Origin of the sequence: Methylobacterium persicinum, assembly GCF_022179525.1 — a bacterium.
In the GTDB taxonomy this organism is placed as follows: Bacteria; Pseudomonadota; Alphaproteobacteria; order Rhizobiales; family Beijerinckiaceae; genus Methylobacterium; species Methylobacterium persicinum.
In genome coordinates this window covers 85,853-106,973 of record NZ_BPQX01000033.1, presented here as the reverse complement: position 1 = coordinate 106,973, position 21,121 = coordinate 85,853, and the positions used below count along the sequence as shown (strand labels likewise).

The window sequence follows — 21,121 nt, the reverse complement described above, 5'->3', positions numbered from 1 at the left end:
TGCACAACACAATCGCCGCGTCCCCGTTGCTACGGTTGCAATCGCACCTATCTGCCACGTCGAGTTGTCCGCCGAGAATTTTTACCTCCGGGATCCGCCGTGAGGGGGAGGATCGACATGGCTGCCACTGCCGCATTCCCTGCAGGCCGAAGGGCCGACAGGTCCGAGCCGTCCTTCCCGCCACCGTCGATTGGCGCCAGGCCCATCGACCGCAGTGCCTGGATCGAAGCCTATCGTACCGTCCGCGCCGAGACCGAGCGCAGGGCAGCACCCCTGTCGCCGGAAGACCAGCAGATCCAGTCCATGGAGGATGCGAGCCCGACCAAGTGGCACCGGGCGCATGTCACGTGGTTCTTCGAGCAGTTCCTTTTGGCGGAGCATCTCCCGGGCTACGCGATCCACGATCAGCGCCTGCACTACCTCTTCAATTCCTATTACGTCGCGGCGGGGCCGCGGCAGCCGCGCACGCAACGGGGCCTGATCACCCGGCCGACCTGCGCCGAGGTCGCCGCGTACCGGGCCCATGTCGACCGGGCGGTGGAGGCTCTGATCGCCGAGGCGTCGGAGGCGGCCCTCGGCCGGATTTTGCCCATCCTTGAGATCGGCCTGTTCCATGAGCAACAGCACCAGGAGTTGCTCTGGACCGATATCCTGCACGCCTTCGCGCAGAACCCCCTCGATCCCGTCTACGATGCCGGGTGGCGCATGCCCGCGGCGTCCAATGCCAAGGGGACGGTCACGCTGCAGCGCGGCATCGCCGCCGTCGGCTACGACGGCGAGGGCTTCTCCTACGATAACGAGTCGCCCCGCCACGATTGCCTGATCCTGCCCGTCCGTCTCGACCGCGCACTGGTGCGCAACCGGGACTGGCTCGCCTTCATGGAAGACGGCGGCTACGCGCGGCAGGACCTGTGGCTGTCCGACGGGTGGTACGCGGCCCAGGCCCAGGGCTGGGAGGCTCCGGGCTACTGGCGGCGGCAGGGGGAGGGCGGCTGGCACCAGTCCAGTCTCGCCGGCGCGCGCCCCGTCGATCCGGACGCCCCCGTCACCCATATCAGCTACTACGAAGCGGATGCCTATGCCCGTTGGGCAGGGCGCGTCCTTCCGACGGAGTTCGAGTGGGAGGTGGCCGCCCTAAACGGGGATCTCCCCGATGCCTATGGCCTCGTCTGGCAATGGACCCGGAGCGCCTACCTCGCCTATCCGGGCTACAGGCCGCTGCCCGGGGCGTTGGGCGAATACAACGGCAAGTTCATGTCGAACCAATTCGTCCTGCGCGGTTCGTCAGTGGCGACGCCGGACGGACATGCGCGGCCGACCTACCGCAACTTCTTCTACCCGCATCAGCGCTGGCAATTCACCGGGCTGCGCCTCGCCGAGCCGCTGTCCTGACGAACGGGCTGCAACTCCATCCATCGATAGCCGTTCTCGTCCGCCAACCGGAGGCGACCGTGACCGTCAAGCCGACTTTCCCCGAGGCCGTCACGGCCGACCCGATCTTCCTGGCGGATGTGCGCGCCGGATTGTCGAAATCCCAAAAGACTTTGTCGCCGAAGTACTTCTACGACGAAGCCGGCTCGGAGCTGTTCGAGGCGATCACGGCGTTGCCGGAATACTACCCGACTCGTACGGAGATCGGCATCCTCGATGAGCGAGGACCGGAGATCGCGGCGTTGCTGCCGAAGGCGGTGGCCCTCGTGGAGTTCGGAAGCGGTTCGACGGCGAAGTTGCGGTGTTTGCTTCGGCACCTGCCGGAGCTTTCGGCCTACGTCCCGGTCGATGTGTCGGGGGATTTTCTCGCCGCTCAGGCGCAGACCCTACGGGCGGACTTTCCTAACCTTGCCGTCGAGCCCGTGGTGGCCGACTTCACCCGACCCTTCGCCCTGCCGGATACCGTTGGAATGGCGCCCCGGGCCGGCTTCTTTCCCGGTTCCACGGTCGGTAATTTCGAGCCTGCCGAGGCCGCCACCCTTCTCGATCGCTTTGGTGAGATCCTGGGACCCGATTCACTTCTGGTCCTCGGTGTCGATCTCGTGAAGGACACGCCCCGCCTCGAAGCCGCCTACGACGACGCCGCCGGGGTGACCGCGGCTTTCAACATGAACCTCCTGAAGAGGATCAACCACGAATTGGGGGGCGACTTCGACCTCGAGGCCTTCCGACATCGCGCCGTCTTCAATGCCGACGCATCGCGGATCGAGATGCATCTTGTCTCGTGCAAGGATCAGAGCGTCCGGATTGGCGGAGACAGCTTCCCATTCCGCGAAGGCGAGACGATCCATACGGAGAGCAGCTACAAGTACACGCTCGACAGTTTCCGCGCCCTTGCCGCTACGGCGGGGTGGCGTTCCGAGACAGTGTGGACCGACGCGGACGCGCTGTTCAGCGTGCACATTCTGCGGCGGGACTGACGCACCTCGGCAAGGTGGAGGGAGGCGGTATGGTAGGTTCGGATGGCATGACCGGCCGCCGCCCCGACCACTCCGTCGTCGCGAGCGCAGCGAAGCAATCCAGGGATCCGCCACATCCGGTCAGGTTCCACTGCCCTGAAATGCTTCGCTGCGCTCGCAAAGACGGGAGCGTTCGAGACAGGACTAATTGCTGATCCGTCCGGTCGGAGCCATGCGTCACACCCTCTCGGCGCTCGCTCCATGATCGACCTGGGGGGCCGCCGTCAGGCGGGGAACCGCTTCAGCACTTCGCGTGCCGCCCGCTCGCCGTCGAGCGTCGCACCTCCCACCGTCATCGCGCCGCCGCCAGCCAGCGCCTCGCCTGCGAAGAAAAGCCGGTCGCCCACCGGCTGGCGCAGCGCGATCCGGGCATCCGCATGCCCCGGAGCCGCGATGGAATAGGAGCCGCGGGCGTGGGGATCCGTCCACCATGCGGCGAGACGGCCGCCGGTCACCGCGCCCGCGGCATGGTTGCCCAGGATGGCGCCCAACCGTTCCGTCGCCAGAGCCACGGCCGCCGCTTCCCCGGTCCGGCACACATCCCGGGCGAGGTCGCCGCCAAGATTGGCGACGGCTATGGGATGGCCGAAGGGGCCCATCTCAAAGTAGATCGTCGGTCCGTCGCGGACCACGGACACCGCGTCCCCGAAGGCCCGGGCATCCACCTTTGCCGGATCCAGGCGCAGGGCGATCTTCGTGTAGGCTCCCATCGACAGGCCTGCCAACGCCGTCCGCGATGCGTCCGGCAGGTTCGGCCGAAAGGCCAGGGAACCGTCCTTGAGGAGTCCGACGGGCACGGTGACGATGGCGGCCGATGCCTCGACGGTGCCTTGTTCCGTCTGCAGGCGGATGCCGGGACCCGACCAGTCGATGGATAAGACTGGGCAGTTCAACTTGACTGGCAGATGGGCAAAGTGCCGGGCAACGAGGTCGCCATAGCCATCGACCCAGAGATCGGTGCCGGACCAGAGCCTATCGTAATCGGCGGCGGACACCCGGTCGGGATCCTCACCCAGGGATAGGCGGCTAAGACCCGACGTCGCCGTTTCGGCGTCCGATCCCGCGACCTTCGCCTCTGCCGCAAGGGACGCGTCGGCGCCTTTCGGGGCGAGGATGGCATCGAGCCCCGTGAAACCCGCGCGGCGATGGGCTCGCTCGGCCTCGGTCGCGGGGCGACCATCGATGAAGAGCGTACGGGCCCAACCGTCCTGATCGGTGTAGGTGGCACCGGTTTCCCGGGCAATGGCGGACCAGGGATTTCGCTCAGCCCAGTGGATGTACTGGGCGCCCGCGTCGAACGGAATTCCCTGGCCGAGGGACCGGTCGGTGTGAGCGCGTCCGCCGATCCGGTCGCGCGCTTCCAGAAGCACGAAGGGATGGTGCGCCTGCCGCAGGATCTCTGCCGCCGCAAGCCCCGCTGCCCCCGCGCCGACGATAGCCACCGGGCCCGGCTGCGCCCGCAGAAGGGCAGGCATGGCCACGAACAAGCCGGTGGCGAGGGCGGTGCGACGCGTGATCATGGGGTGCGGCTCCCGCCTCGTTCGACGCGGGCGCGGCCGAGCCGCGTCAGGCGCGCCGTTTCTCCATCATCGCTTTGACCTGCATCAGCTGGTCCCAGACCTGACCGGGCGACGTCCCCATGAATTCGAAGCCGGCGGTGACACTCCAGTAGAGGCCGAAGCAGATCAGCGGCACGAGGACCCAGGCAAGGATCTCCTCGCCCCGGCGACGGCGGCGGCGGCGTTGCCGGCGTAATTCCTTGCTCGACGGCTTCTGCCTTTGCGCAGGAGCCGCCTGAGTCACAGGGGTGAGGGGGCCTTCCCGCAGGTCTTCCGTCATCGGGCGCCTCCACGCCGCGGCGCATTCGCGTCGCGGCGGTCATAGACCGGGTGACCGCCGACCGGAAGCCCGTGCCCCGGCCGGCATGTCATCAAGCCCGGACGAGAGGCACTTTGGGCACGGTCTTGACGCCGCCGCCCGAACCGCCGCCACCCTTGTCGTCCTTCGGCGTCTTCTTCCGCCCGACGGAGCGCGGCTTCGTGCGCTTGCGCTTGGCGGCGTTGGCCACGTCCTTCTCAGGCTTCGGCGTCGCGGGGCCGGCCGGGAACTCGAAGGCTAACGTGTCCTTCTCGCCGGCCTTGGCCTCGGCATCTTCCGGCTTGCGCACGATCACCCGCACCGCACCGCCGTCCTTCAGCCGTCCGAACAACACCTCGTCCGCCAGGGGCGTCTTGATCGTCGACTGGATCAGGCGAGCCATGGGCCGGGCGCCCATCGCGTCGTCGTATCCATGCTCCACGAGCCAGTCGCGGGCCTCGTCGGTCAGCTCGATGGTAACGTTCCGGTCGGCCAGCTGGGCCTCAAGCTGGAGGACGAACTTGTCCACCACCTTGGCCACAACTTCCTTCGGCAGATGACCGAAGGAGATGATCGCATCGAGACGGTTGCGGAATTCCGGTGCGAACAGCCGGTTGATCGCTTCCACGTCGTCGCCCGAACGCTTGCTCTGCGTAAAGCCATAGGCCGACTTCGCCAGATCCGACGCGCCCGCGTTCGAGGTCATGATGATGATGACGTTGCGGAAATCGACTTGCTTGCCGTTGTGGTCGGTCAGCTTCCCGTGGTCCATCACCTGCAGCAGGATGTTGAACAGATCCGGATGTGCCTTCTCGATCTCGTCGAGCAGGAGCACGCAGTGCGGATGCTGATCGATGCCATCGGTCAGCAGGCCTCCCTGATCGAAGCCGACATAGCCGGGCGGGGCGCCGATCAGCCGCGAAACGGTGTGCCGCTCCATGTACTCCGACATATCGAAGCGCAGCATCTCGACCCCGAGGGACGCCGCAAGCTGCTTGGCCGCCTCGGTCTTACCCACACCGGTCGGACCCGCGAACAGGTACGAGCCGATGGGCTTGTCCGGATCCCGCAGGCCGGCCCGGGCGAGCTTGATCGCCGAGGTGAGCGCCTCGATGGCACCGGTTTGACCATAGACGACCCGCTTCAGGTTCTCCGTCAGGTTCTGAAGAACGACCGCATCGTCCTTCGACACTGTCTTCGGAGGAATGCGCGCCATCGTGGCGATGGTCGCCTCGATCTCCTTGACGCCGATGGTCCGCTTCCGGCGGGCCTCCGGCACCAGCATCTGCGAGGCGCCGGTCTCGTCGATCACGTCGATCGCCTTATCCGGCAGCTTGCGGTCGTTGATGTAGCGGGCGGACAGCTCAACCGCAGCCTTCACGGCATCGGTCGTGTACTTGAGCTTGTGGAACTCTTCAAAGTAAGGCCGCAAACCCTTCACGATCTCGATCGCATCCGGGATGGACGGCTCGTTCACGTCGATCTTCTGGAAGCGGCGCACCAGGGCGCGATCCTTCTCGAAGTACTGGCGGTACTCCTTGTAGGTTGTCGAGCCGATGCACCGCAGGGTCCCCGAGGCAAGGGCGGGCTTCAGGAGGTTCGAGGCGTCCATCGCGCCGCCCGACGTCGCACCGGCGCCGATCACCGTATGGATCTCGTCGATGAACATGATGGCGTTCGGATGCGCCTCGATCTCCTTCATCACCTGCTTGAGGCGCTCTTCAAAATCGCCCCGGTAGCGGGTTCCGGCGAGCAGGGTGCCCATGTCGAGGGAGAACACTGTGGCCTCGGCCAAAACCTCCGGCACCTCGTGCTGGATGATCTTGCGCGCCAGACCTTCGGCGATGGCGGTCTTACCGACACCGGGGTCGCCGACGAGCAGCGGGTTGTTCTTCTGGCGGCGGCAGAGAACCTGGATCGTCCGCTCGACCTCGGCGGACCGGCCGATCAGCGGGTCGATCTTTCCGTCCCGGGCCTTCTTGTTGAGGTTGACGCAGTAGGCGTCGAGGGCATCGCCCTTCTTCTTGGTGCCGCGCGGATCGCCATCCTCGCTCGGGCGCTCGGCGGGACCCTCGTCCTCGGCACCGCGCACGGGCTTCGCGTCGCTCGCGCCGGGCCGCTTGGCGATGCCGTGGCTGATGTAGTTCACCGCGTCGTAGCGGGTCATGTCCTGCTCTTGCAGGAAGTAGGCGGCATGGCTCTCGCGCTCGGCGAAGATCGCCACGAGCACGTTGGCGCCGGTCACCTCCTCGCGGCCGGAAGACTGGACATGGATGACCGCCCTCTGGATCACCCGCTGGAAGCCTGCGGTGGGCTTGGCATCCTGCCGGCCGTCGCCGGTCAGGTTCGAGAGTTCGGTATCGACATATTCCACGAGGCTGCGGCGCAGCGTATCGATCTCGACGTTGCAGGCGCGCATGACTGCGGCGGCGTCCTGATCGTCGACGAGGGCCAGAAGGAGATGCTCCAGCGTCGCATATTCATGGCGGCGTTCGCCGGCCAGGGCGAGCGCCCGGTGGAGGGCTTGTTCTAGGCTACGTGAGAAGCTGGGCAAAGCGGGCCTCTGTCTTGGTGCCTACCGCGAGCGGCGCCTATTTCTTTTCCATAACGCACTGCAGAGGATGTTGGTGCTTGCGGGCAAAGTCCATGACCTGCGTCACCTTGGTCTCCGCGACCTCATAGGTAAACACCCCGCATTCACCGACGCCGTTCTGATGAACGTGCATCATGATCCGGTACGCGTCCTCGTGGCTCTTGTTAAAGAACCGCTCCACGACGAGCACGACGAATTCCATCGGCGTGTAATCGTCGTTCAGAAGCAGGACGCGGTAAAGACTCGGCCGCTTCGTGCGCGGCTTCGTGCGTGTGATGATCGCCGTGTTCGAGCGGTCATCGCCGCCGGGCTCCCTCGAACCCGAGGCGGTTTCCCTGAACTTCGTCAGCAAGTGCTCCGTTCCCATCATCGGGACCCGTGTCATATCCGTCGAACCGATCCCTTGTGGCAGGGCAGGCCATCCCCCGACGCTCGCCGGCGATCGGTGGAATCGGCGATGTCCCACCGAACCTTCGTCGCTCTGTAGGCAATCTACAGACCGTGAGCCGACTTCGCCAGACGCCTGCGCGCTCGTGTCCGCAGATAGGGCGCCGAACCCGGTGAGGCAGCCCGTTTCCGTGCGGCGAAGCACGCCGGTGCGACGATCCCGCACGATCGGCGGCAAACCCGCTCTCACGGGGTGTGACGGCGCGCGGGATGCCGGGCCGGAGGGGCATGCATCCAGGAGACGCCGGCCAGCGGAGAAGCAAGGGGCTGCTGCATCGTGCGCCTCCTTCAAAGGGTCTTTGCGGACCCGCCGGTGTTCGTGGGCATCCGGCGAGTTGTGAGTTTCCGCGCCGCGTCGGCCAGCGTCAAGCACTCCTGAGAGTTGAGCGAAATGCATCGGAGACCGATCCGATTAACCGGCCCGTAACCGCACCGCCGCATGGTTCTGGGGATGCGGGCGCACCACGACGGCGGGCGTCCTCAAGGGGGCGGGGGCCGGTGCGGAACCGGCACGGCAAGGGCGTTCGGGCGCATGCGTATGGTTGTAGTACCCGGTCGGACGGCTCGCGCGGTCCCGGCTGCGCTCGCTGCGGTAGCGGTTTTCACGGCACTGACGTCTCCGGCCGATGCCCGGCGCGGGCGCCATCATCGGCATGCGGCCCATGCCCGCCACGCGACGGGGGGCGGCTACAATCCCCCGTACGCGGCGATGGTCGTCGACGCCAAGACGGGCAAGACCCTCCACGCCGTGAACGAGGATGCCCTGCGGCATCCCGCGTCGATCACGAAGGTGATGACGCTCTACATGCTCTTCGAGCAGATGGAGCGCGGTAAGTTCGCCCTCGATTCCGAACTCTCGATTTCCGCCCACGCCGCCGCGCAGGCCCCGTCGAAGCTCGGCCTCCGTCCCGGCCAGACGATCACCGTCGAGGACGCGATCAAGGCGATCGTGACGAAGTCGGCCAACGACGTGGCCTGCGCCATCGGGGAGAACATCGGCGGCTCCGAGGAGCGTTTCGCCCAGATGATGACCGCCAAGGCCCATGCCCTGGGCATGAGCCGGACCCATTACGCCAACGCCTCCGGCCTGCCCGACCCTGAGCAGCTCACCACCGCCCACGATCTCACGATCCTCGCCCGGGCGATCCAGGACCGCTTCCCGCGCTACTACCGCTACTTCCAGACCCGGTCCTTTGCCTTCCGCGGCCGGGTCATCGGCAACCACAACCACCTCCTCGGCAACGTCGAGGGCGTGGACGGTATCAAGACCGGCTACACCCGCGACTCGGGCTTCAACCTGATGACTGCGGCGAAGTCCGACGGGCACCAGATCGTGGCGATCGTCCTCGGCGGCCGGTCTGGTGCCAGCCGTGACCACATCATGGCCGAACTCGTGCGCAGCAACCTGCCGCGCGCCTATGCCGGAGCCCGCACCGCCGCGCCGGTGGTCGAGGTGGCCGAGCGCGCCCGCCCCGCCGTCGTGGCTGACGCGGTGTCCCGGACGCAGACGCAGGTCGCTTCCGCCGACGACGAGGACGTCGAGACCACGAGTTCGACGGGCGAGCCCCTCGATATCTCGCCTTCGCGCACGACGACCCCCGGCGCCGGCCGTGTCTCCGCCGCCCCGACCCTCCCGAAGGCCGCCCAGGCCTATGCTCCGCAGGCGTCGTCGCCGTCCTTCCCCGGCAGCGGCAAGATCATCGCCCGGGTCGGCTCCAACGAGCGGGACGATCCGCCCAAGCCCCTCGCCGGGTCGAAGGTGACGCCCTCGGCCTGGGTAATCCAACTCGGCGCCATGGACGACGAGGACAAGGCTCGCTCGATGCTGTCCCAGGCCCGCGCCAAGGTCGGCGGCAGCCTCGCCAAGGCCGCCCCCTACACGGTGAAGGTCGAGCACGGCGGCGCCACCCTCTACCGCGCCCGCTTCTCGGGCTTCTCCGAGCAGGATTCGGCGCAGGATGCCTGCCTCGCGCTCAAGCGCAGCGGCTTCAGCTGCTTCGCCACCCGCAGCTGACGGGCCCGCTGGAAACGGGCCTTCAAGACATTTCGTTCAGCATCATGGTGAAGCTCGCAGGCGAACCGGTGCCGACAGGCAGTGCGCCGCGAGTAAGTGAGATCCGGCTCCTTCAGGGACCAGCCGGCGCTATGGACGCAACCTGGCAACGCGCGTGGAGTTCAGCGATGTCGGTTCAGCAATCGATCCCGGGCCGCGTTGACACGCGCCGCCCACTCGGCACTCCCCCCCTGGTCGGGGTGGGCGCGCTTCATGAGCGTGCGGTGGGCCGACCGGACCTCCTCAGTGGACGCCCCGCGCTCAAGCCCCAAGATCTGGTACGCCTGCTCTTGCGGCATCGCCCCTGGCTTCGCCGGAGCGCCCGCCCACGGGTCTCCATCGCGCTCAGCGTCTACACGCCATCCGGGCGCCCGGCGGTCGAGATAAGTCTCTAGGATCGTAGCCCCTTCGCGATCCTCGCCCCGGCAAAGGCCGAGAAGGGCCACGAGGGCGGACAGGTTGAGCGCGTCGAGCCGCGCGCCGCCCAGGGGGCCCGAGCGAACACGCCCCCCGGCAAAGCTCCCGTCCGGCAGGATCACGATGCTGATCAACCGGGTGCGGATCCGCTTCTCGGAGGTCGCTCGCGTGGGCATCACGCTTCGCAGGCGCCGCCCCAGGCCCGCGGGCCCTTCGAGGCTCCACAGGCCGCCGATCCCGAGCAACGCGGCAAGGAGCAGGTTCCCGTGGAGCAGGAGCATCCCCGCCCCGGCGAGGGCGGCCCACCCCGCGATGAGGTGCCGGGGAAACGCGGCGACGGCGGCACCGAACCCCCCGTGCTTCTTCGAGAGCCACCACGCCACGGCGCAACCGATCAGTCCCAAAGCGAGGACCATCAGCGGCTCACGCCATATTCGGCACCGACCCTGCCGCCGATCCGCACGGAGACGCCGTTTCCGAGATCGCGAAAACCATGGCCGTCGGCTTTGCGCGGTGGTGTCTCGGCGCAGGCGGGAAGGGCGGACAGGTGGGCGCCCTCCGGCAGATCCTTCGCGCAGATTTGCCGTTGAGCCTCCCGCTCCGTGGCAGTGGCCACGCCCGGCAGCAGTAAGACGAGGGCAATCGGCACAAGGCGTCTCATTGCCGGTTCTCCGCGACATCCGTAGTTCCGACGCGGACCTTCCGCAGCCGGCCGTCCCGCAGGACACCGAGTTCCACCGTCGCCCCGATGCCGGCTTGAGCGATGGCGGCCGTGAGGTCGGCGAGACGATGAACGTCGTTGCCGTCTGCCGAGACGATGACGTCGCCGATGGTCCCTGATTGCGCATCGACGCCCCGCAGGCCAGCCTGCGCCGCCGGCGAGCCCCTCAGGACCCGGAGGACCACCACGCCGTCGATCCCGAGCCGGGCCGCCGTGGCCTCCTGGCCGGCGATGATGCCGATGCCCGGATTGCGCACCCGCCCCGCGCGGATCAGTTCGGGAACAACCCGGTTCACGACGTCCACCGGGATCGCGAAACCGATGCCGGCGCTCGCCCCGGAAGGCGAGACGATGGCCGTGTTGACGCCGATCAGCCGACCGGCAGAATCGAGGAGCGGGCCGCCGCTATTGCCGGGATTAATCGCCGCGTCGGTCTGAATGACGCCGGACAGTTCCCGCCCCTCGCTGGTGGGCATGCGGCGGCGAACGGCGCTGATCACCCCCGTCGTGAGGGTGTGGTCGAGGCCGAACGGATTGCCGATGGCGAAAGTGGCTTGGCCGACCTTCAGATCCGCCGAGGTGCCGATCGCCAGGGGAGGCGGCAGGTGCGAGACGCGCCCGAGTTGCAGCACCGCGAGGTCATAGGACGGCGCCATGCCCACGAGCGTCGCGGACACCACCTCGCCCGAACTCAACCGCACCGAGACCGACCCTCCGGACTGCGCGGCGGCCTGCACCACATGGGTATTGGTGACGATATGTCCGGCGGCATCCCACACGAACCCTGTGCCGGTCTGTGTGCCGCCTTCCTCACCCTCGTTCTCGATATCGAGGAGCCCGCGATCCTGGGCTGCAGACTGGGCGAAGACGTGAACGACCGAAGGGCTCGCCCGCTCGAACAGCGCGATTGTCGATTTCTCCGAATCCGCCAGGTCGCCCCGGGCCGCCACCACCCGTGGCGTCCTCGCCGAATAGAGCAGGGGCACGACGTAGGGTTGCGCGACCGCCAGTCCGAGGAACAGCAGGACCAGCGCGAGCACGAGGCGTCTGGTGCGGTCCGGCACGGGATACTCCGGGGAGATGGGCTAGGCGAAGGGGAATGGCGAAGCCTTAAGTGCGCGTTCAGGTTCGAAGCGTCAACAAGGTCCAGTACGCTGATGCGCGGCAGCTACAGGCGATGCAACGCAATCAGGGTAGCTAACGGAATGGTCATGTTTCGGGTGTGACAATCATCGCAAGTGCAGTCGAGTGATCGAGCCCCCAAATCCTGTCGTGGCATTATAGCGCTGCCACACCTCTGCCGTGATGGTGGAGGCAGCCGGAAATGTGGCGCGGATTGAACTCAAAGCTGCCTCACGGAAGCTTGTATTTGCAGCGTAATTACTGCCGCGGTCCCGACCGGATGTGCGGCGGGACGGCGTTCCTGACGTCGTCTGCGTTCTCGGAAGGAAGAGTATACGATCATGGAAACCGAAGCCCTCGAACGGCCTGCCGACCTGACGATCTGGCGCACGGCCCCGGCCAGCGCCCCCGCGGCTCAGCCGGAGCGGTACGGCACCCTGCGCGAAGCCATCGCCGCCGCAGCGGGTGCCCTCACCGATCCGGCCAAGCAGCCCTGGATCATCACGGAGGAGGGCGAGATCCTCTCTCCGAATTGGATCCGCACCTACCTGAACTGAACGATGGGGATTGCGGGGACGGCGATCCCGCCCCGCACCCTCCGCCTACTCGGCGGCATCCTGCTGCCGGAAGCCGTCGATCCCCCGGTGATCGGGGTTGATGGCGTGCAGGGCGCGCCGGGCCGCCTCCAGCGGATGCTCGGACTCGATCCGCACGGCGCTGAGGTCCGGGCTCTTGTAGACCGTTACGATGGTGTCCATCACTTCGGTCAAGGTCGTGCGCTTGTCCTCAGGGGCGGCAATCAACAATTGCAGTCCCCAGGCCCGGTAGAGATCCACCAACGCTTGGCTGTTGCGTACGTCGAGCTTCGAAAACGCCTCGTCCAAGAGGCATAGCCCCAGGCCCGGGTGCTCAGCCCCAGGCCGGTCGCCGGGATAGTAGGCGCTGGCGAGGGACGCCGCGATGGCGACGTAGAACGGAGCCTGCGCCTCTCCGCCCGATCCGCGCAGGGCCCTGGCCGACATGGTGGTGCGGTTGCCCGCCCGGTCCTTCATCCCGATCTCGTAGACGAAGTAGTTCCGGTAGTCGGCGAGCCGGTTCGCGTCCTCCTCCCCGGCGATCAGCGCGGTGATCTCCGCGAGGGCGGAGGCCATCGGGCCTTCCACCTCGCCGGTCAGCAGGGCCTGCGCCGCCTCCGGTGAGCGGGCCGCCTCGACGGCCAGGGCGTGGACCGCGGCGTAGCGCCGGTCCACCGCCGCCTCGAAGGCGTAGGTCTGCCCCGTGAAGGAGCGGGCGGAGAGCCGTTCGTTAAGGGCGGCGAGGCGGGTATGCACCCGCTCGAACCGGTCGGCGAGGCGGGCCAGGAGGTCCTCGGTCATCAGCCGGCGCATCTCAGCCTCGGCCCGGGCTGCCTGGTCCCGGTAGCGACGCAATTCGTGCCCCTCAACCGCTTCATATTCGCGCCGGACCCAGGCGAAGCCCTCGATGGCCGGCACGTCCCCGGGCCGGAGCGGGTTCTCGATTCGCCACGTGGCGCAGGCCTCCGCGAGTTCGCGCTCGGCGACGCGGCCGTGGGATCGGGCCGCCTCGGCTGCCTCCCGGGCACGGCTGCGTTCCGCCGCGGCAAGGGCGCCGGCCCCCTTCGGATCGAGCCCCGCCAGAGCCTTCCGCGCCGCAGCGACGACGGCGGGATCGAACACCTCCATCCGCGCTACGCGAACCCGTGCCGCATCGCCGCCGACGTAGTGACGGAGGGCGGCCCGCCGGGCGGCCCCGGCGGCGCGGGCGGCCTCCCGCATCGTGCCGACGCGGGCGTTCAGGGCCGCGTCTTCGGCGAGCAGGCGGTCGAGCTTAGGCTCCAGGTCTTCCGATAGCTCCCGGAGATAGGCCACGCGCTCGGCATTGAGCGCGGCAATCTCCGCATCGAGGCCGCCGGTATCGCGCTTGACGATCTCGGCGCGCTCCGTCTGCAGGGTGCGGCGGCGGCCTTCCAGCCCGTCGAGTTCACTCCGCAGGGTATCCACATCGTCGAGGCCGCGTTCGATCCGGGCCCGAATCGCCGCAGCCGAGCGCGCGGCCTCCCGGAGCACTGCCGCCTCGCCGCGCAGACGCCGTGCCTCGGCCGCCGCCGCCTCGTGCACGCGACGACTCTCCGGCGTCGGGCCGCGATGGCCGCGGGTCATCATCAGATCGACGCTGCGCGTGACCGAGTAGGCCATGCCGGCGGTGGTGCGTCCGCTCGGTGCCACGGCCCGGGACAGGCAGGCGAGCTCGGCGTCGTTACGGGCGAGGTCGTAGCCGCCGATGCGCACGCCGAGGAAGGCGCGGGCATGGGGATCGCCCGTCTGGATGACGGACATGGCGCCATCGTCGTCGTAGCGGGCGCGCTGCCGGGCGGTATCGGTGGTCTTGACCAGAATGCAGCGGTGGAACCGGTCCCGCCCCGCCTGGAGCACGCCGAAGGCCTCCTCGAGGCGATCCGGCTCGACGATCAGAGCCTCGCGGGCACGCCCGAGGAGAGCTTCGATGGCCGGACCCCAGGTCGGGTCCACGATCTCGGCCCGCTCGCAGATCGCGACGGCCTCGATACCCTTCCGCTCCAATTCGACCCGGAAGGCGAGGGTGTCCGAGGACAGCCGCGCCCCCGCGCCGGCCCCGGGGCGCGGCGCGGTCCGCTCGGCCTCGGCCTCGGCGCTGCGGGCCTTCAGCGCCGCGTCCTCCGCCGCCCGTTCCAGGGCTTCGTCGAAGGGAGCGAGCCGGGCGAGCCCGTCGATCAGTTCCGCCAGCAGGCCATCGGCGCGAAGGATCTCGTCGGGGGGCGTGTCCTTCCGCAGGCTGGCCCGGGCGCAGGCCTCGGCGAGGCGGGCCGCCTGAGGTGCCACCGGCCGCAGGACAGGCGCCACCGACTGCATGCGTGCCATCTGCCCCACGAGCGACACGAGGTCCGCCACGCGGGCGGCGAACTCTTTCCTGTCGCGGTCCAGCATGGAGAGGCCGAGATCGGCCGCGTTGAGCCTGTCTCCGGCCGCCTGCCCCGCCTTGAGGGCCTTTTTCTCGGCGATCTCCCGATCGATGTCGCGCACGAAGCCGCGGCTGTCCGTCACCCGCTCCCGGGCTACACGAAGGGCGTCCGCGCCCTCCCGCAGCTTCTGCCGGACGGCGATGAGATCGAGGCTGCGGCGGCGCAGTTCGGCCGCGGAGGCGCGCAGTTCGTGTTCGGCCGAGGCGATCACGGCCTCGCCCCAGGCCTCGTAACGGTCGCGCAGGCGGCGCAGCCGTACCAGCCGCGTTTCCAACTCACCCAGGGTATCGAGGAGCGACTTCCACGTGGCGATGGACTGGCGCACCCGGTCGACGTTCAGGGGTTCGGGATCGAGGACGAAGGCCCGGACGAAGGCGCTCGTGTCGAAGATCGGCTTGAACGCCACAGCGTTGGCGAAGCTGCGCAGGAAGTGCCGGGGTTCCGGCGCCGGAGCCCCCTCGCGCAGGGCGGAAAGAAGGTCTGCAGTGAAACGCTCGCCGGATGTCCGGTACTCGGTAAAGCTCTCAGCCTTGGCCTTGAGGTCGGCGGCGATCTCGGACCACGGCGCGGTGTAGGTGCCGGACGCGTTGGAGCGCGCGTAGTCGCTGATCGCGAACCGGTGGCCGACGGCGATATAGCGCGACAGCACGGTTTCCTTCGCCTCGTCGGCCCGGGCGGCCAGGGCGAGGCCGGCGGTCACGACCCGGCCGGAGGAGGGGTTCTCGAAGGTAAGGGAGAGGATGGTCTCGCAGGCCTCCCGCGTGGGACGGCCACCCTCCGCCGGGTCGCTGATCCATCCGAGGCAATAGTCCCGCACCGTCCGAGCGCTGCGGCCGGAGGCCGACGCGTTCAGGGCGAGGCGGCTCGCGTTGTTTCCCGCCAAGACCGTGCCCACGGCGTCGAAGATCGTAGATTTCCCCGCCCCGGTGGGTCCGACGAGGGCCGCAGCCCCACGGATCCTGATCTGCTCACGGCGGATCAGATACCAGTTCGAGATCGCGATATCGGTCAGCAGGTACAAAGGATGCCATCCGCCCACCGGCTTGGGGAGCAGGACCAGTTGGCCGGAGTCGCGCTGCGACGCAAGGGATAGCATTCGTGGGATCTGCTCGACGTTGGGGTGATGCTGGGGTGCCGCGCGGCTGCGATCGCGGATCGTTCGGAATGGCGGCAGTGCCGCCCCGGAGGGGTCAAGCGCCGGCTTGCGAAGCCTAATCAGGCCGGATCGTGCCGGGTAGGAAGACGGGAACTCCCGCGATCCCCATCAACGAAATCCTCACCGTTTCTGCTCACCGTCTTTGCGAGCGCAGCGAAGACGGCGGCGGCGGCTTGAGCGAGCGAGCGAAAGATTTCCCTCGCCGGACTTTTACGGCACCTCCGGATAAGGGCGAGGGAGGAGTTCCCGGGCGGCATCAACCCCGCGCATCGGCCCAGGCCCGCAGGCGCTCCATCCAACCCTCGGAGGCGATGACCGTCAGGCCGGGGAGGAGGGCCAGCGGCGTGACGCGTTCGATGCGGTCGCGCTCGCCAAGCTTCAGGCCGCCGCGGCGGGCGAACAGGCGCAGGATCTCGCCGAGGCGGCCCTCGTCGGGGGGATCGTTGCGTGCGGCGGTGCGGATCTTCTCGACGATCTCATCCGTGGTGCACTCGACAATGCCGTCCGTGCCGACGCGGGCGTCGCGAAGCCCCTCCTCGTAGAGCAGGCGCAGGGCGAGGAGCACCAGCGTCTCATCCTTGCGCAGGCGCTCGCCGACGATGTCGTAGCGGGGGGCATCCGCCGCCGGGCTCAGGGAGACCATCTGGTCCCGGTGCGCGACCGTCAGGGCGTAGCCCAGACAGGCGAAGTAGTCGTTGAAGAACGGGGCATAATGCCGGGCCAGTTCGTAGGCCCGGCCGACGCCCGGCGTATCGGCATAGATCACCTGTGCCTTCAGCATCACCTGAAGGGCGCGGATCAGTTCCTCGGCATCCGGTCCGCGGGACCCCGGGGGAGGGGGCTCGTCGCCGTCGATGATGGCGCGGAATGGCTCAAGCACGGGCTAACTCCGTCCGGCGGCGCGCCACGACGAAATCCGGGCAGTCGAGCCAGCCGTTGATCAGCCGCTCCGTGAGATGGGTGACGTCGTAGGCGCCCGCGAGTTCTCCCTCGAACAGCAGATCGATCTCCCGCAGGCGCTGGAACACCACGAAGTCGTCCACGTCGGCGATGGCGATGGCCGAACCGCGCAAGGGTGCACCGCGGGCGAGCTTCGCCTCAAGGAAGTCTCGGACGCGCTCGGGCGTCACCGTCACCCTGCGGCGGAAATCCGCCTTGGCGGCGGCGAAGGCATCGACGGCCGGGTCGATGTCGAGATCCGGCAGGGCTTCGATGAAGATTTCCGCTCGCCGCGCCCGCGGCGACTGCAGATGCGCCTCGCCGAGGGGCGGGCGGAGCAGCGAGAGATCGGCCGGCACGTCGGGCGCCTCGTCCTCGTCGCCGACGGCCTGGAGGAGGGCGGCGATCCGCTCGACGGTGCCGTGATCGGGCGCCTCCGCGTAGCGCAAGGTGGCGCCGATCCGGCGCTCCAGGCGGACGACCACGGCGTCCACGGCGTCGAGGTGGCTGTCGAGCCCCTCGAACACCGTGAGGATCTGCGCGAGGTCGGCCCGCACCGTCCTCTCACCCGCCACAAGATCGGCCGCCCGCCCCTCGCGCACCGCTCCCTCGGCCAGGGCGCGCACGCCCAGGGCATCGCCGAGCGCCCGGTGGGCGAGCCGCACGACGCTCGCCCGGAATCGGAACGGGTTGAACCGCGTATGCAACGTCCGGTAGTCGCGGATGAGGTGGCGTTCGACGAATTCCTCGAAGAACAGGCGGAACGAGGCCGCCCGGTCGGGCTCGCGCAGGATGCGCTCCTCGACCTTGCGCATGCCGGCCGCGAGGCCCCTGACGTGGGCAAGGAAGCCGTCTGCGGCGCGGGCCGCGTTGGCTAGGGCTTCCGATCGGTTTGCCGGATCCGCAAGGGCCGATTCGAGACCGCCGAGGACATCGAGCACGGCGCCGCCGTAGGAGCGCGTCTCGCCCCGTTCGAGCCGAGACAATTCCTCAAGGAGTAGGCGTGCCTCGGGGTCGAATTCGACCACCGGTACGTACCGTTCCCGGCGCTCGATCAGCCATCCGCACTCCACCAAACGGCGGTAGGGCACGGCCCGGCGCTCTGTAGGGTCCGGGGGAACGGGCTCGTCGCCGTGGACGTCGGGTTCGCTCCAGCCGGCGGCGAAGTCACCGATCTCGGCGAGGAGCTCGGCCTTGCGCACGGGCTCGGCGCCGAGCACCCGCCGGTGCAGGTGCAGCAGCAGAGCCGCATTGAAGGCGCGGCTCGGCGATGCCAGGGGCCGGAAGAGGTCGTCGGACAGCTGCGCGAACAGCATGGAAACGGAGTCCTACGCCCGCGCAGCCGACTGACTTACTTCGCGCCGAGGAGTTCGACGTCGAAGATCAGAGTGGCGTTCGGGGGAATCACGCCGCCGGCACCGCGGGCGCCGTAGCCCAGCTCCGGCGGGATGATGAGGGTGCGCTTGCCGCCCTGCTTCATCGTCATGACGCCCTGGTCCCATCCCTGGATCACCTGGCCGGCGCCGATGGTGAACGAGAAGGGCTGGTTGCGGTCGCGGGACGAGTCGAACTTCTTGCCCTTCTTGCCGCCCTCGTCGAGCCAGCCGGTGTACTGGACGGTGACCTGCTGGCCGGCCTTGGGTTCGGGGCCGGTCCCGACGACCTCGTCCTTGTACTTCAGCCCGGAGGGCGTGGTGACGGTCTCGGCGGCGTTGGCGGATGCAGTCATGGCGATCAAAGCGGCTCCGGCGACGAGGGACAGGCGGGGCATGGATTCTCCCTGGGCCGGCATCGAGGCACCGGCCGTCGGGCGCTTCTAGTGCCGTGGACCCGCATCACGCAATGCGGGGGGTGACATTCCCCGTCCCGACGCGGGGCTGCGTCAGCTGGGGATAACCCTCCGGTAAGGAATTCCTTCAGCCGCCGTTCAACCGCCGGAGCGCAGCTTGACCGTGCGCCCCGGATGAAGGGCGTTCCTTGCGGACGATCCCCCATCATGCTCGCCTATCGGGCACTCCCCGTCGTCGTCCCGTCCGGCCCGGCCCCGGAGCGGTCGCGGCATCCGATCCTCGCGAGCATCCTCCCGGCCCTCGATACGGCCTTCGGCCTCGAACCGCCCGTGCTGTTCCCGGAACGGATCGCGCTGCTGGTCGAAGCCCTGACGGCCGCGCTCGACGCTCCTGCGCAAGAGCCCGCCCTGTCGGAGTTCGATTTTCTGCAGGCCGCCTGAGTCGCGCAGGGGCACCGAATTCAGTCGGGCCCGACGGCCGGATGCAGTTCGGCGATGCGGGCCACCAGCCGGCGCGCGACCTCTTCCTTCGCCGCCCGCGGCCAGGATTCCACGGATCCGTCCCGCCCGATCAGGTGGACGGCGTTTTCCGCCCCACCCATTACCGCCCCCTCGGCGGAAACGTCGTTGGCGACGATGAGATCACAGCCCTTCCGGGCGATCTTCGCGCGGGCGTGTTCGAGGACCGAGTCGGTCTCCGCGGCGAAGCCGACGACGAGGCCGGGGCGCCCCTCGCTCCGGTGGGCGATGGTCGACAGGATGTCGGGATTTTCCGCCAGCGCGAGGGGGGCGGGACCGGAGCCGTCCTTCTTGATCTTCTTGTCCGTCGCCTCCGTCTCGGGGCGCCAGTCGGCCACGGCCGCGGCGAAGACCGCGATCTCGGCCGGGAGCGCCGCCTCGACCGCCGCCATCATCTCCCGCGCCGTCTCAACGCGGACAACCGCGACCCCGGGCGGATCGGGCAGGGCAACCGGCCCAGAGATGAGCGTCACCGCGGCCCCGGCCTGCGCCGCCGCCTCGGCGATGGCGTGGCCCTGCCGGCCCGACGAGCGGTTGGCGAGGTAACGCACGGGATCGATGGGTTCGTGGGTCGGGCCGGAGGTCACGAGGACGCGGCGCCCCTCGAGCGGCCGCGGGCGAGTCGGCGCCGACCGGCCCGACAGAAAACCGAGGCCCTGCGCCCTGTTCGCGGCCTCATCCAGCATTTCCACGAGAGCGTCGGCGATCTCGACGGGTTCGGCCATCCGGCCGGGTCCCGATTCGGGCTCCGCCATGGCCCCGGCATTGGGGCCGACGACACGCACGCCATCCCCTTGAAGCGTGGCGAGGTTCCTCTTCGTAGCGGGATGCGCCCACATCTTCACGTTCATCGCCGGGGCAATGAGGATCGGCAGGGTGGTCGCGAGGAGGATCGTGCAGGCAAGGTCGGGCGCATGCCCCCCGGCCATGCGCGCCATCAGGTCAGCGGTGGCGGGGGCGACGACGACCGCGTCCGCCTGCCGTGCAAGTTTGATGTGGCCGATCTCGGCCTCCGACGCCCGGTCGAACAGGTCCGTATGAGCCCGCTCCCCCGCCAGGGCGGCGGCGGCCAGGGGCGTCACGAATTCCTGGGCACCGGCCGTGAGCACCGGACACACGCTCGCGCCCCGCTCCCGCAGACGGCGGATCAGGTCGAGGGCTTTGTAGGCGGCAATTCCCCCACCGATGACGAGGAGAATCCGGCGGCGGGCGAGGGGAAGGCTCATGCGTCTAGCCTCTGCGCCTCCCGGTGGCAGCGTCAAGCCGCCATCGGGCCGGGGAACGGCCTCAGGCCGCGACCATCACCCGTGACGACTTCAAACCCCCGAAGCGCCGGTCGCGCGAGGCATAATCCGCCACGGCCGCTGCGAGATCCTCTTCGCCGAAATCGGGCCACATGCGGTCGGTGAAGTGCAGTTCGGCATAGGCCGCCTCCCACAGGAGGAAATCGGACAGGCGCTTCTCGCCTCCGGTGCGGATCAGCAGATCGACCTCCACGGGGGACCCGTGCATCTCGCCGGCCACCATGGCGCCGAAACTTTCGCGGGTCGCCTCGGCCCCTTCGAGCCGTCGGGCCGCCGCGATGATCGCGTCCCTGGCCGAGTAATCGACGCAGATCCGCAGATGAAGGCGGCCGCCCGCCGCCGTCGCCTCCTCCGCCGCCGCGATGGCCTCGGGGATGCCGGCGGGAAGACGGTCCCGGCGGCCGACGACGCTGAGGCGGGTTCCTGTCCGGGCGAGGCGCTGCGTCTCGTTGCGCAAATAGCTGCGCAGGAGTCGCATCAACCCGCCGACCTCATCGGCCGGCCGCTGCCAGTTGTCGGCGGAGAACGCGTAAAGGGTCAGGGTCCCAATCCCCAGGTCCGGGCAGGCCTCGGCTGTCTTGCGAATGGCCTCGACGCCGCGGCGGTGCCCCGCGATCCGAGGCAGCCCCCGACCCGTCGCCCAGCGGCCGTTGCCGTCCATGATGATGGCGGCGTGCAGGGCCCGGGGCGCCGCTTCGCTTTGCATCGTAAAGTCTCCGGACGTGGCTGCGGTGG

The 21,121-nt window shown here is 68.7% G+C and carries 18 protein-coding genes; 5 read left to right on the top strand and 13 right to left on the bottom strand.

Annotated features, from left to right (window positions below):
• Positions 1-117: 117 nt before the first annotated feature.
• Together egtB and egtD are read left to right on the top strand one after the other, a co-directional pair.
• Entirely contained in the window at positions 118-1,392 is a 1,275-nt protein-coding gene (egtB, locus tag MFF22_RS14395) for an ergothioneine biosynthesis protein EgtB (RefSeq protein WP_238249654.1), read from the top strand.
• A 59-nt stretch (positions 1,393-1,451) separates the two neighbouring features.
• Positions 1,452-2,411: an L-histidine N(alpha)-methyltransferase gene (egtD, locus tag MFF22_RS14390; protein WP_238249653.1), complete on the top strand. Its 960-nt coding sequence runs from the start codon at positions 1,452-1,454 to the stop codon at positions 2,409-2,411.
• 263 nt (positions 2,412-2,674) lie between these two features.
• On the opposite strand, the gene MFF22_RS14385 is transcribed toward egtD, so the two are convergent.
• The 4 genes from MFF22_RS14385 to clpS all read right to left on the bottom strand — a co-directional run bounded on the left by MFF22_RS14385 (position 2,675) and on the right by clpS (position 7,267).
• Positions 2,675-3,970 carry a flavin monoamine oxidase family protein gene (locus tag MFF22_RS14385; protein WP_238249652.1) on the bottom strand — a complete coding sequence of 432 codons (1,296 nt, stop codon included), beginning with the start codon at positions 3,968-3,970 and terminating at the stop codon, positions 2,675-2,677.
• A 46-nt stretch (positions 3,971-4,016) separates the two neighbouring features.
• Complete coding sequence (locus tag MFF22_RS14380) at positions 4,017-4,289, bottom strand: hypothetical protein (protein WP_238249651.1); 273 nt, start codon at positions 4,287-4,289, stop codon at positions 4,017-4,019.
• 91 nt (positions 4,290-4,380) lie between these two features.
• Entirely contained in the window at positions 4,381-6,861 is a 2,481-nt protein-coding gene (gene clpA / locus MFF22_RS14375; RefSeq protein WP_238249650.1) for an ATP-dependent Clp protease ATP-binding subunit ClpA, read from the bottom strand.
• A 37-nt stretch (positions 6,862-6,898) separates the two neighbouring features.
• On the bottom strand, positions 6,899-7,267 hold the full coding sequence (gene clpS, locus MFF22_RS14370; RefSeq protein ID WP_238249800.1) for an ATP-dependent Clp protease adapter ClpS: 369 nt from the start codon (positions 7,265-7,267) through the stop codon (positions 6,899-6,901).
• 612 nt (positions 7,268-7,879) lie between these two features.
• Here clpS and MFF22_RS14365 point away from each other — a divergent pair.
• Entirely contained in the window at positions 7,880-9,361 is a 1,482-nt protein-coding gene (locus tag MFF22_RS14365; protein ID WP_238249649.1) for a D-alanyl-D-alanine carboxypeptidase, read from the top strand.
• A gap of 161 nt (positions 9,362-9,522) precedes the next feature.
• Here the strand turns inward: MFF22_RS14365 and MFF22_RS14360 are convergent, their stop codons facing one another.
• From MFF22_RS14360 to MFF22_RS14350, 3 genes are read right to left on the bottom strand one after another with little or no spacing between them, the layout of a single operon-like run.
• Entirely contained in the window at positions 9,523-10,233 is a 711-nt protein-coding gene (locus MFF22_RS14360) for a J domain-containing protein (RefSeq protein ID WP_238249648.1), read from the bottom strand.
• Positions 10,233-10,478: a hypothetical protein gene (locus tag MFF22_RS14355; protein ID WP_238249647.1), complete on the bottom strand. Its 246-nt coding sequence runs from the start codon at positions 10,476-10,478 to the stop codon at positions 10,233-10,235. Before MFF22_RS14355 ends, MFF22_RS14360 begins: the two co-directional genes overlap by 1 nt.
• Positions 10,475-11,602, bottom strand: coding sequence for a S1C family serine protease (locus MFF22_RS14350; RefSeq protein ID WP_238249646.1), 1,128 nt, complete (start codon positions 11,600-11,602; stop codon positions 10,475-10,477). The genes MFF22_RS14355 and MFF22_RS14350 overlap by 4 nt, the downstream gene beginning before the upstream one ends.
• Positions 11,603-12,001: 399 nt before the next feature.
• On the opposite strand from MFF22_RS14350, the gene MFF22_RS14345 reads away from it, so the two are divergent.
• Positions 12,002-12,217 carry a hypothetical protein gene (locus MFF22_RS14345; RefSeq protein WP_238249645.1) on the top strand — a complete coding sequence of 72 codons (216 nt, stop codon included), beginning with the start codon at positions 12,002-12,004 and terminating at the stop codon, positions 12,215-12,217.
• Between the two features lie 45 nt (positions 12,218-12,262).
• On the opposite strand, the gene MFF22_RS14340 is transcribed toward MFF22_RS14345, so the two are convergent.
• The 4 genes from MFF22_RS14340 to MFF22_RS14325 all read right to left on the bottom strand — a co-directional run bounded on the left by MFF22_RS14340 (position 12,263) and on the right by MFF22_RS14325 (position 18,545).
• Complete coding sequence (locus MFF22_RS14340; protein ID WP_238249799.1) at positions 12,263-15,700, bottom strand: SbcC/MukB-like Walker B domain-containing protein; 3,438 nt, start codon at positions 15,698-15,700, stop codon at positions 12,263-12,265.
• A 391-nt stretch (positions 15,701-16,091) separates the two neighbouring features.
• Positions 16,092-16,715, bottom strand: coding sequence for a DUF4194 domain-containing protein (locus MFF22_RS14335; protein ID WP_238249644.1), 624 nt, complete (start codon positions 16,713-16,715; stop codon positions 16,092-16,094).
• Complete coding sequence (locus MFF22_RS14330) at positions 16,708-18,090, bottom strand: Wadjet anti-phage system protein JetA family protein (protein ID WP_238249643.1); 1,383 nt, start codon at positions 18,088-18,090, stop codon at positions 16,708-16,710. The genes MFF22_RS14335 and MFF22_RS14330 overlap by 8 nt, the downstream gene beginning before the upstream one ends.
• A gap of 35 nt (positions 18,091-18,125) precedes the next feature.
• Positions 18,126-18,545, bottom strand: coding sequence for an FKBP-type peptidyl-prolyl cis-trans isomerase (locus MFF22_RS14325; protein WP_238249642.1), 420 nt, complete (start codon positions 18,543-18,545; stop codon positions 18,126-18,128).
• A gap of 225 nt (positions 18,546-18,770) precedes the next feature.
• Here MFF22_RS14325 and MFF22_RS14320 point away from each other — a divergent pair, with 225 nt between their 5' ends.
• Positions 18,771-19,004 carry a hypothetical protein gene (locus tag MFF22_RS14320; RefSeq protein ID WP_238249641.1) on the top strand — a complete coding sequence of 78 codons (234 nt, stop codon included), beginning with the start codon at positions 18,771-18,773 and terminating at the stop codon, positions 19,002-19,004.
• Between the two features lie 20 nt (positions 19,005-19,024).
• Here the strand turns inward: MFF22_RS14320 and coaBC are convergent, their stop codons facing one another.
• Both coaBC and MFF22_RS14310 read right to left on the bottom strand, forming a co-directional pair.
• Positions 19,025-20,308, bottom strand: coding sequence for a bifunctional phosphopantothenoylcysteine decarboxylase/phosphopantothenate--cysteine ligase CoaBC (gene coaBC / locus MFF22_RS14315; protein ID WP_238249640.1), 1,284 nt, complete (start codon positions 20,306-20,308; stop codon positions 19,025-19,027).
• Between the two features lie 61 nt (positions 20,309-20,369).
• Positions 20,370-21,092, bottom strand: coding sequence for a di-trans,poly-cis-decaprenylcistransferase (locus tag MFF22_RS14310; protein WP_238249639.1), 723 nt, complete (start codon positions 21,090-21,092; stop codon positions 20,370-20,372).
• Positions 21,093-21,121 lie beyond the last annotated feature (29 nt).

Coding starts and splice junctions, on each gene's coding strand:
- egtB (WP_238249654.1), top strand. CDS start 118: ATGGCTGCCACTGCCGCATTCCCTGCAGGCCGAAGGGCCGACAGGTCC.
- MFF22_RS14385 (WP_238249652.1), bottom strand. CDS start 3,970: ATGATCACGCGTCGCACCGCCCTCGCCACCGGCTTGTTCGTGGCCATG.
- MFF22_RS14380 (WP_238249651.1), bottom strand. CDS start 4,289: ATGACGGAAGACCTGCGGGAAGGCCCCCTCACCCCTGTGACTCAGGCG.
- clpS (WP_238249800.1), bottom strand. CDS start 7,267: ATGGGAACGGAGCACTTGCTGACGAAGTTCAGGGAAACCGCCTCGGGT.
- MFF22_RS14365 (WP_238249649.1), top strand. CDS start 7,880: ATGCGTATGGTTGTAGTACCCGGTCGGACGGCTCGCGCGGTCCCGGCT.
- MFF22_RS14360 (WP_238249648.1), bottom strand. CDS start 10,233: ATGGTCCTCGCTTTGGGACTGATCGGTTGCGCCGTGGCGTGGTGGCTC.
- MFF22_RS14355 (WP_238249647.1), bottom strand. CDS start 10,478: ATGAGACGCCTTGTGCCGATTGCCCTCGTCTTACTGCTGCCGGGCGTG.
- MFF22_RS14345 (WP_238249645.1), top strand. CDS start 12,002: ATGGAAACCGAAGCCCTCGAACGGCCTGCCGACCTGACGATCTGGCGC.
- MFF22_RS14330 (WP_238249643.1), bottom strand. CDS start 18,090: ATGCTGTTCGCGCAGCTGTCCGACGACCTCTTCCGGCCCCTGGCATCG.
- MFF22_RS14325 (WP_238249642.1), bottom strand. CDS start 18,545: ATGCCCCGCCTGTCCCTCGTCGCCGGAGCCGCTTTGATCGCCATGACT.
- MFF22_RS14320 (WP_238249641.1), top strand. CDS start 18,771: ATGCTCGCCTATCGGGCACTCCCCGTCGTCGTCCCGTCCGGCCCGGCC.
- coaBC (WP_238249640.1), bottom strand. CDS start 20,308: ATGAGCCTTCCCCTCGCCCGCCGCCGGATTCTCCTCGTCATCGGTGGG.
- MFF22_RS14310 (WP_238249639.1), bottom strand. CDS start 21,092: ATGCAAAGCGAAGCGGCGCCCCGGGCCCTGCACGCCGCCATCATCATG.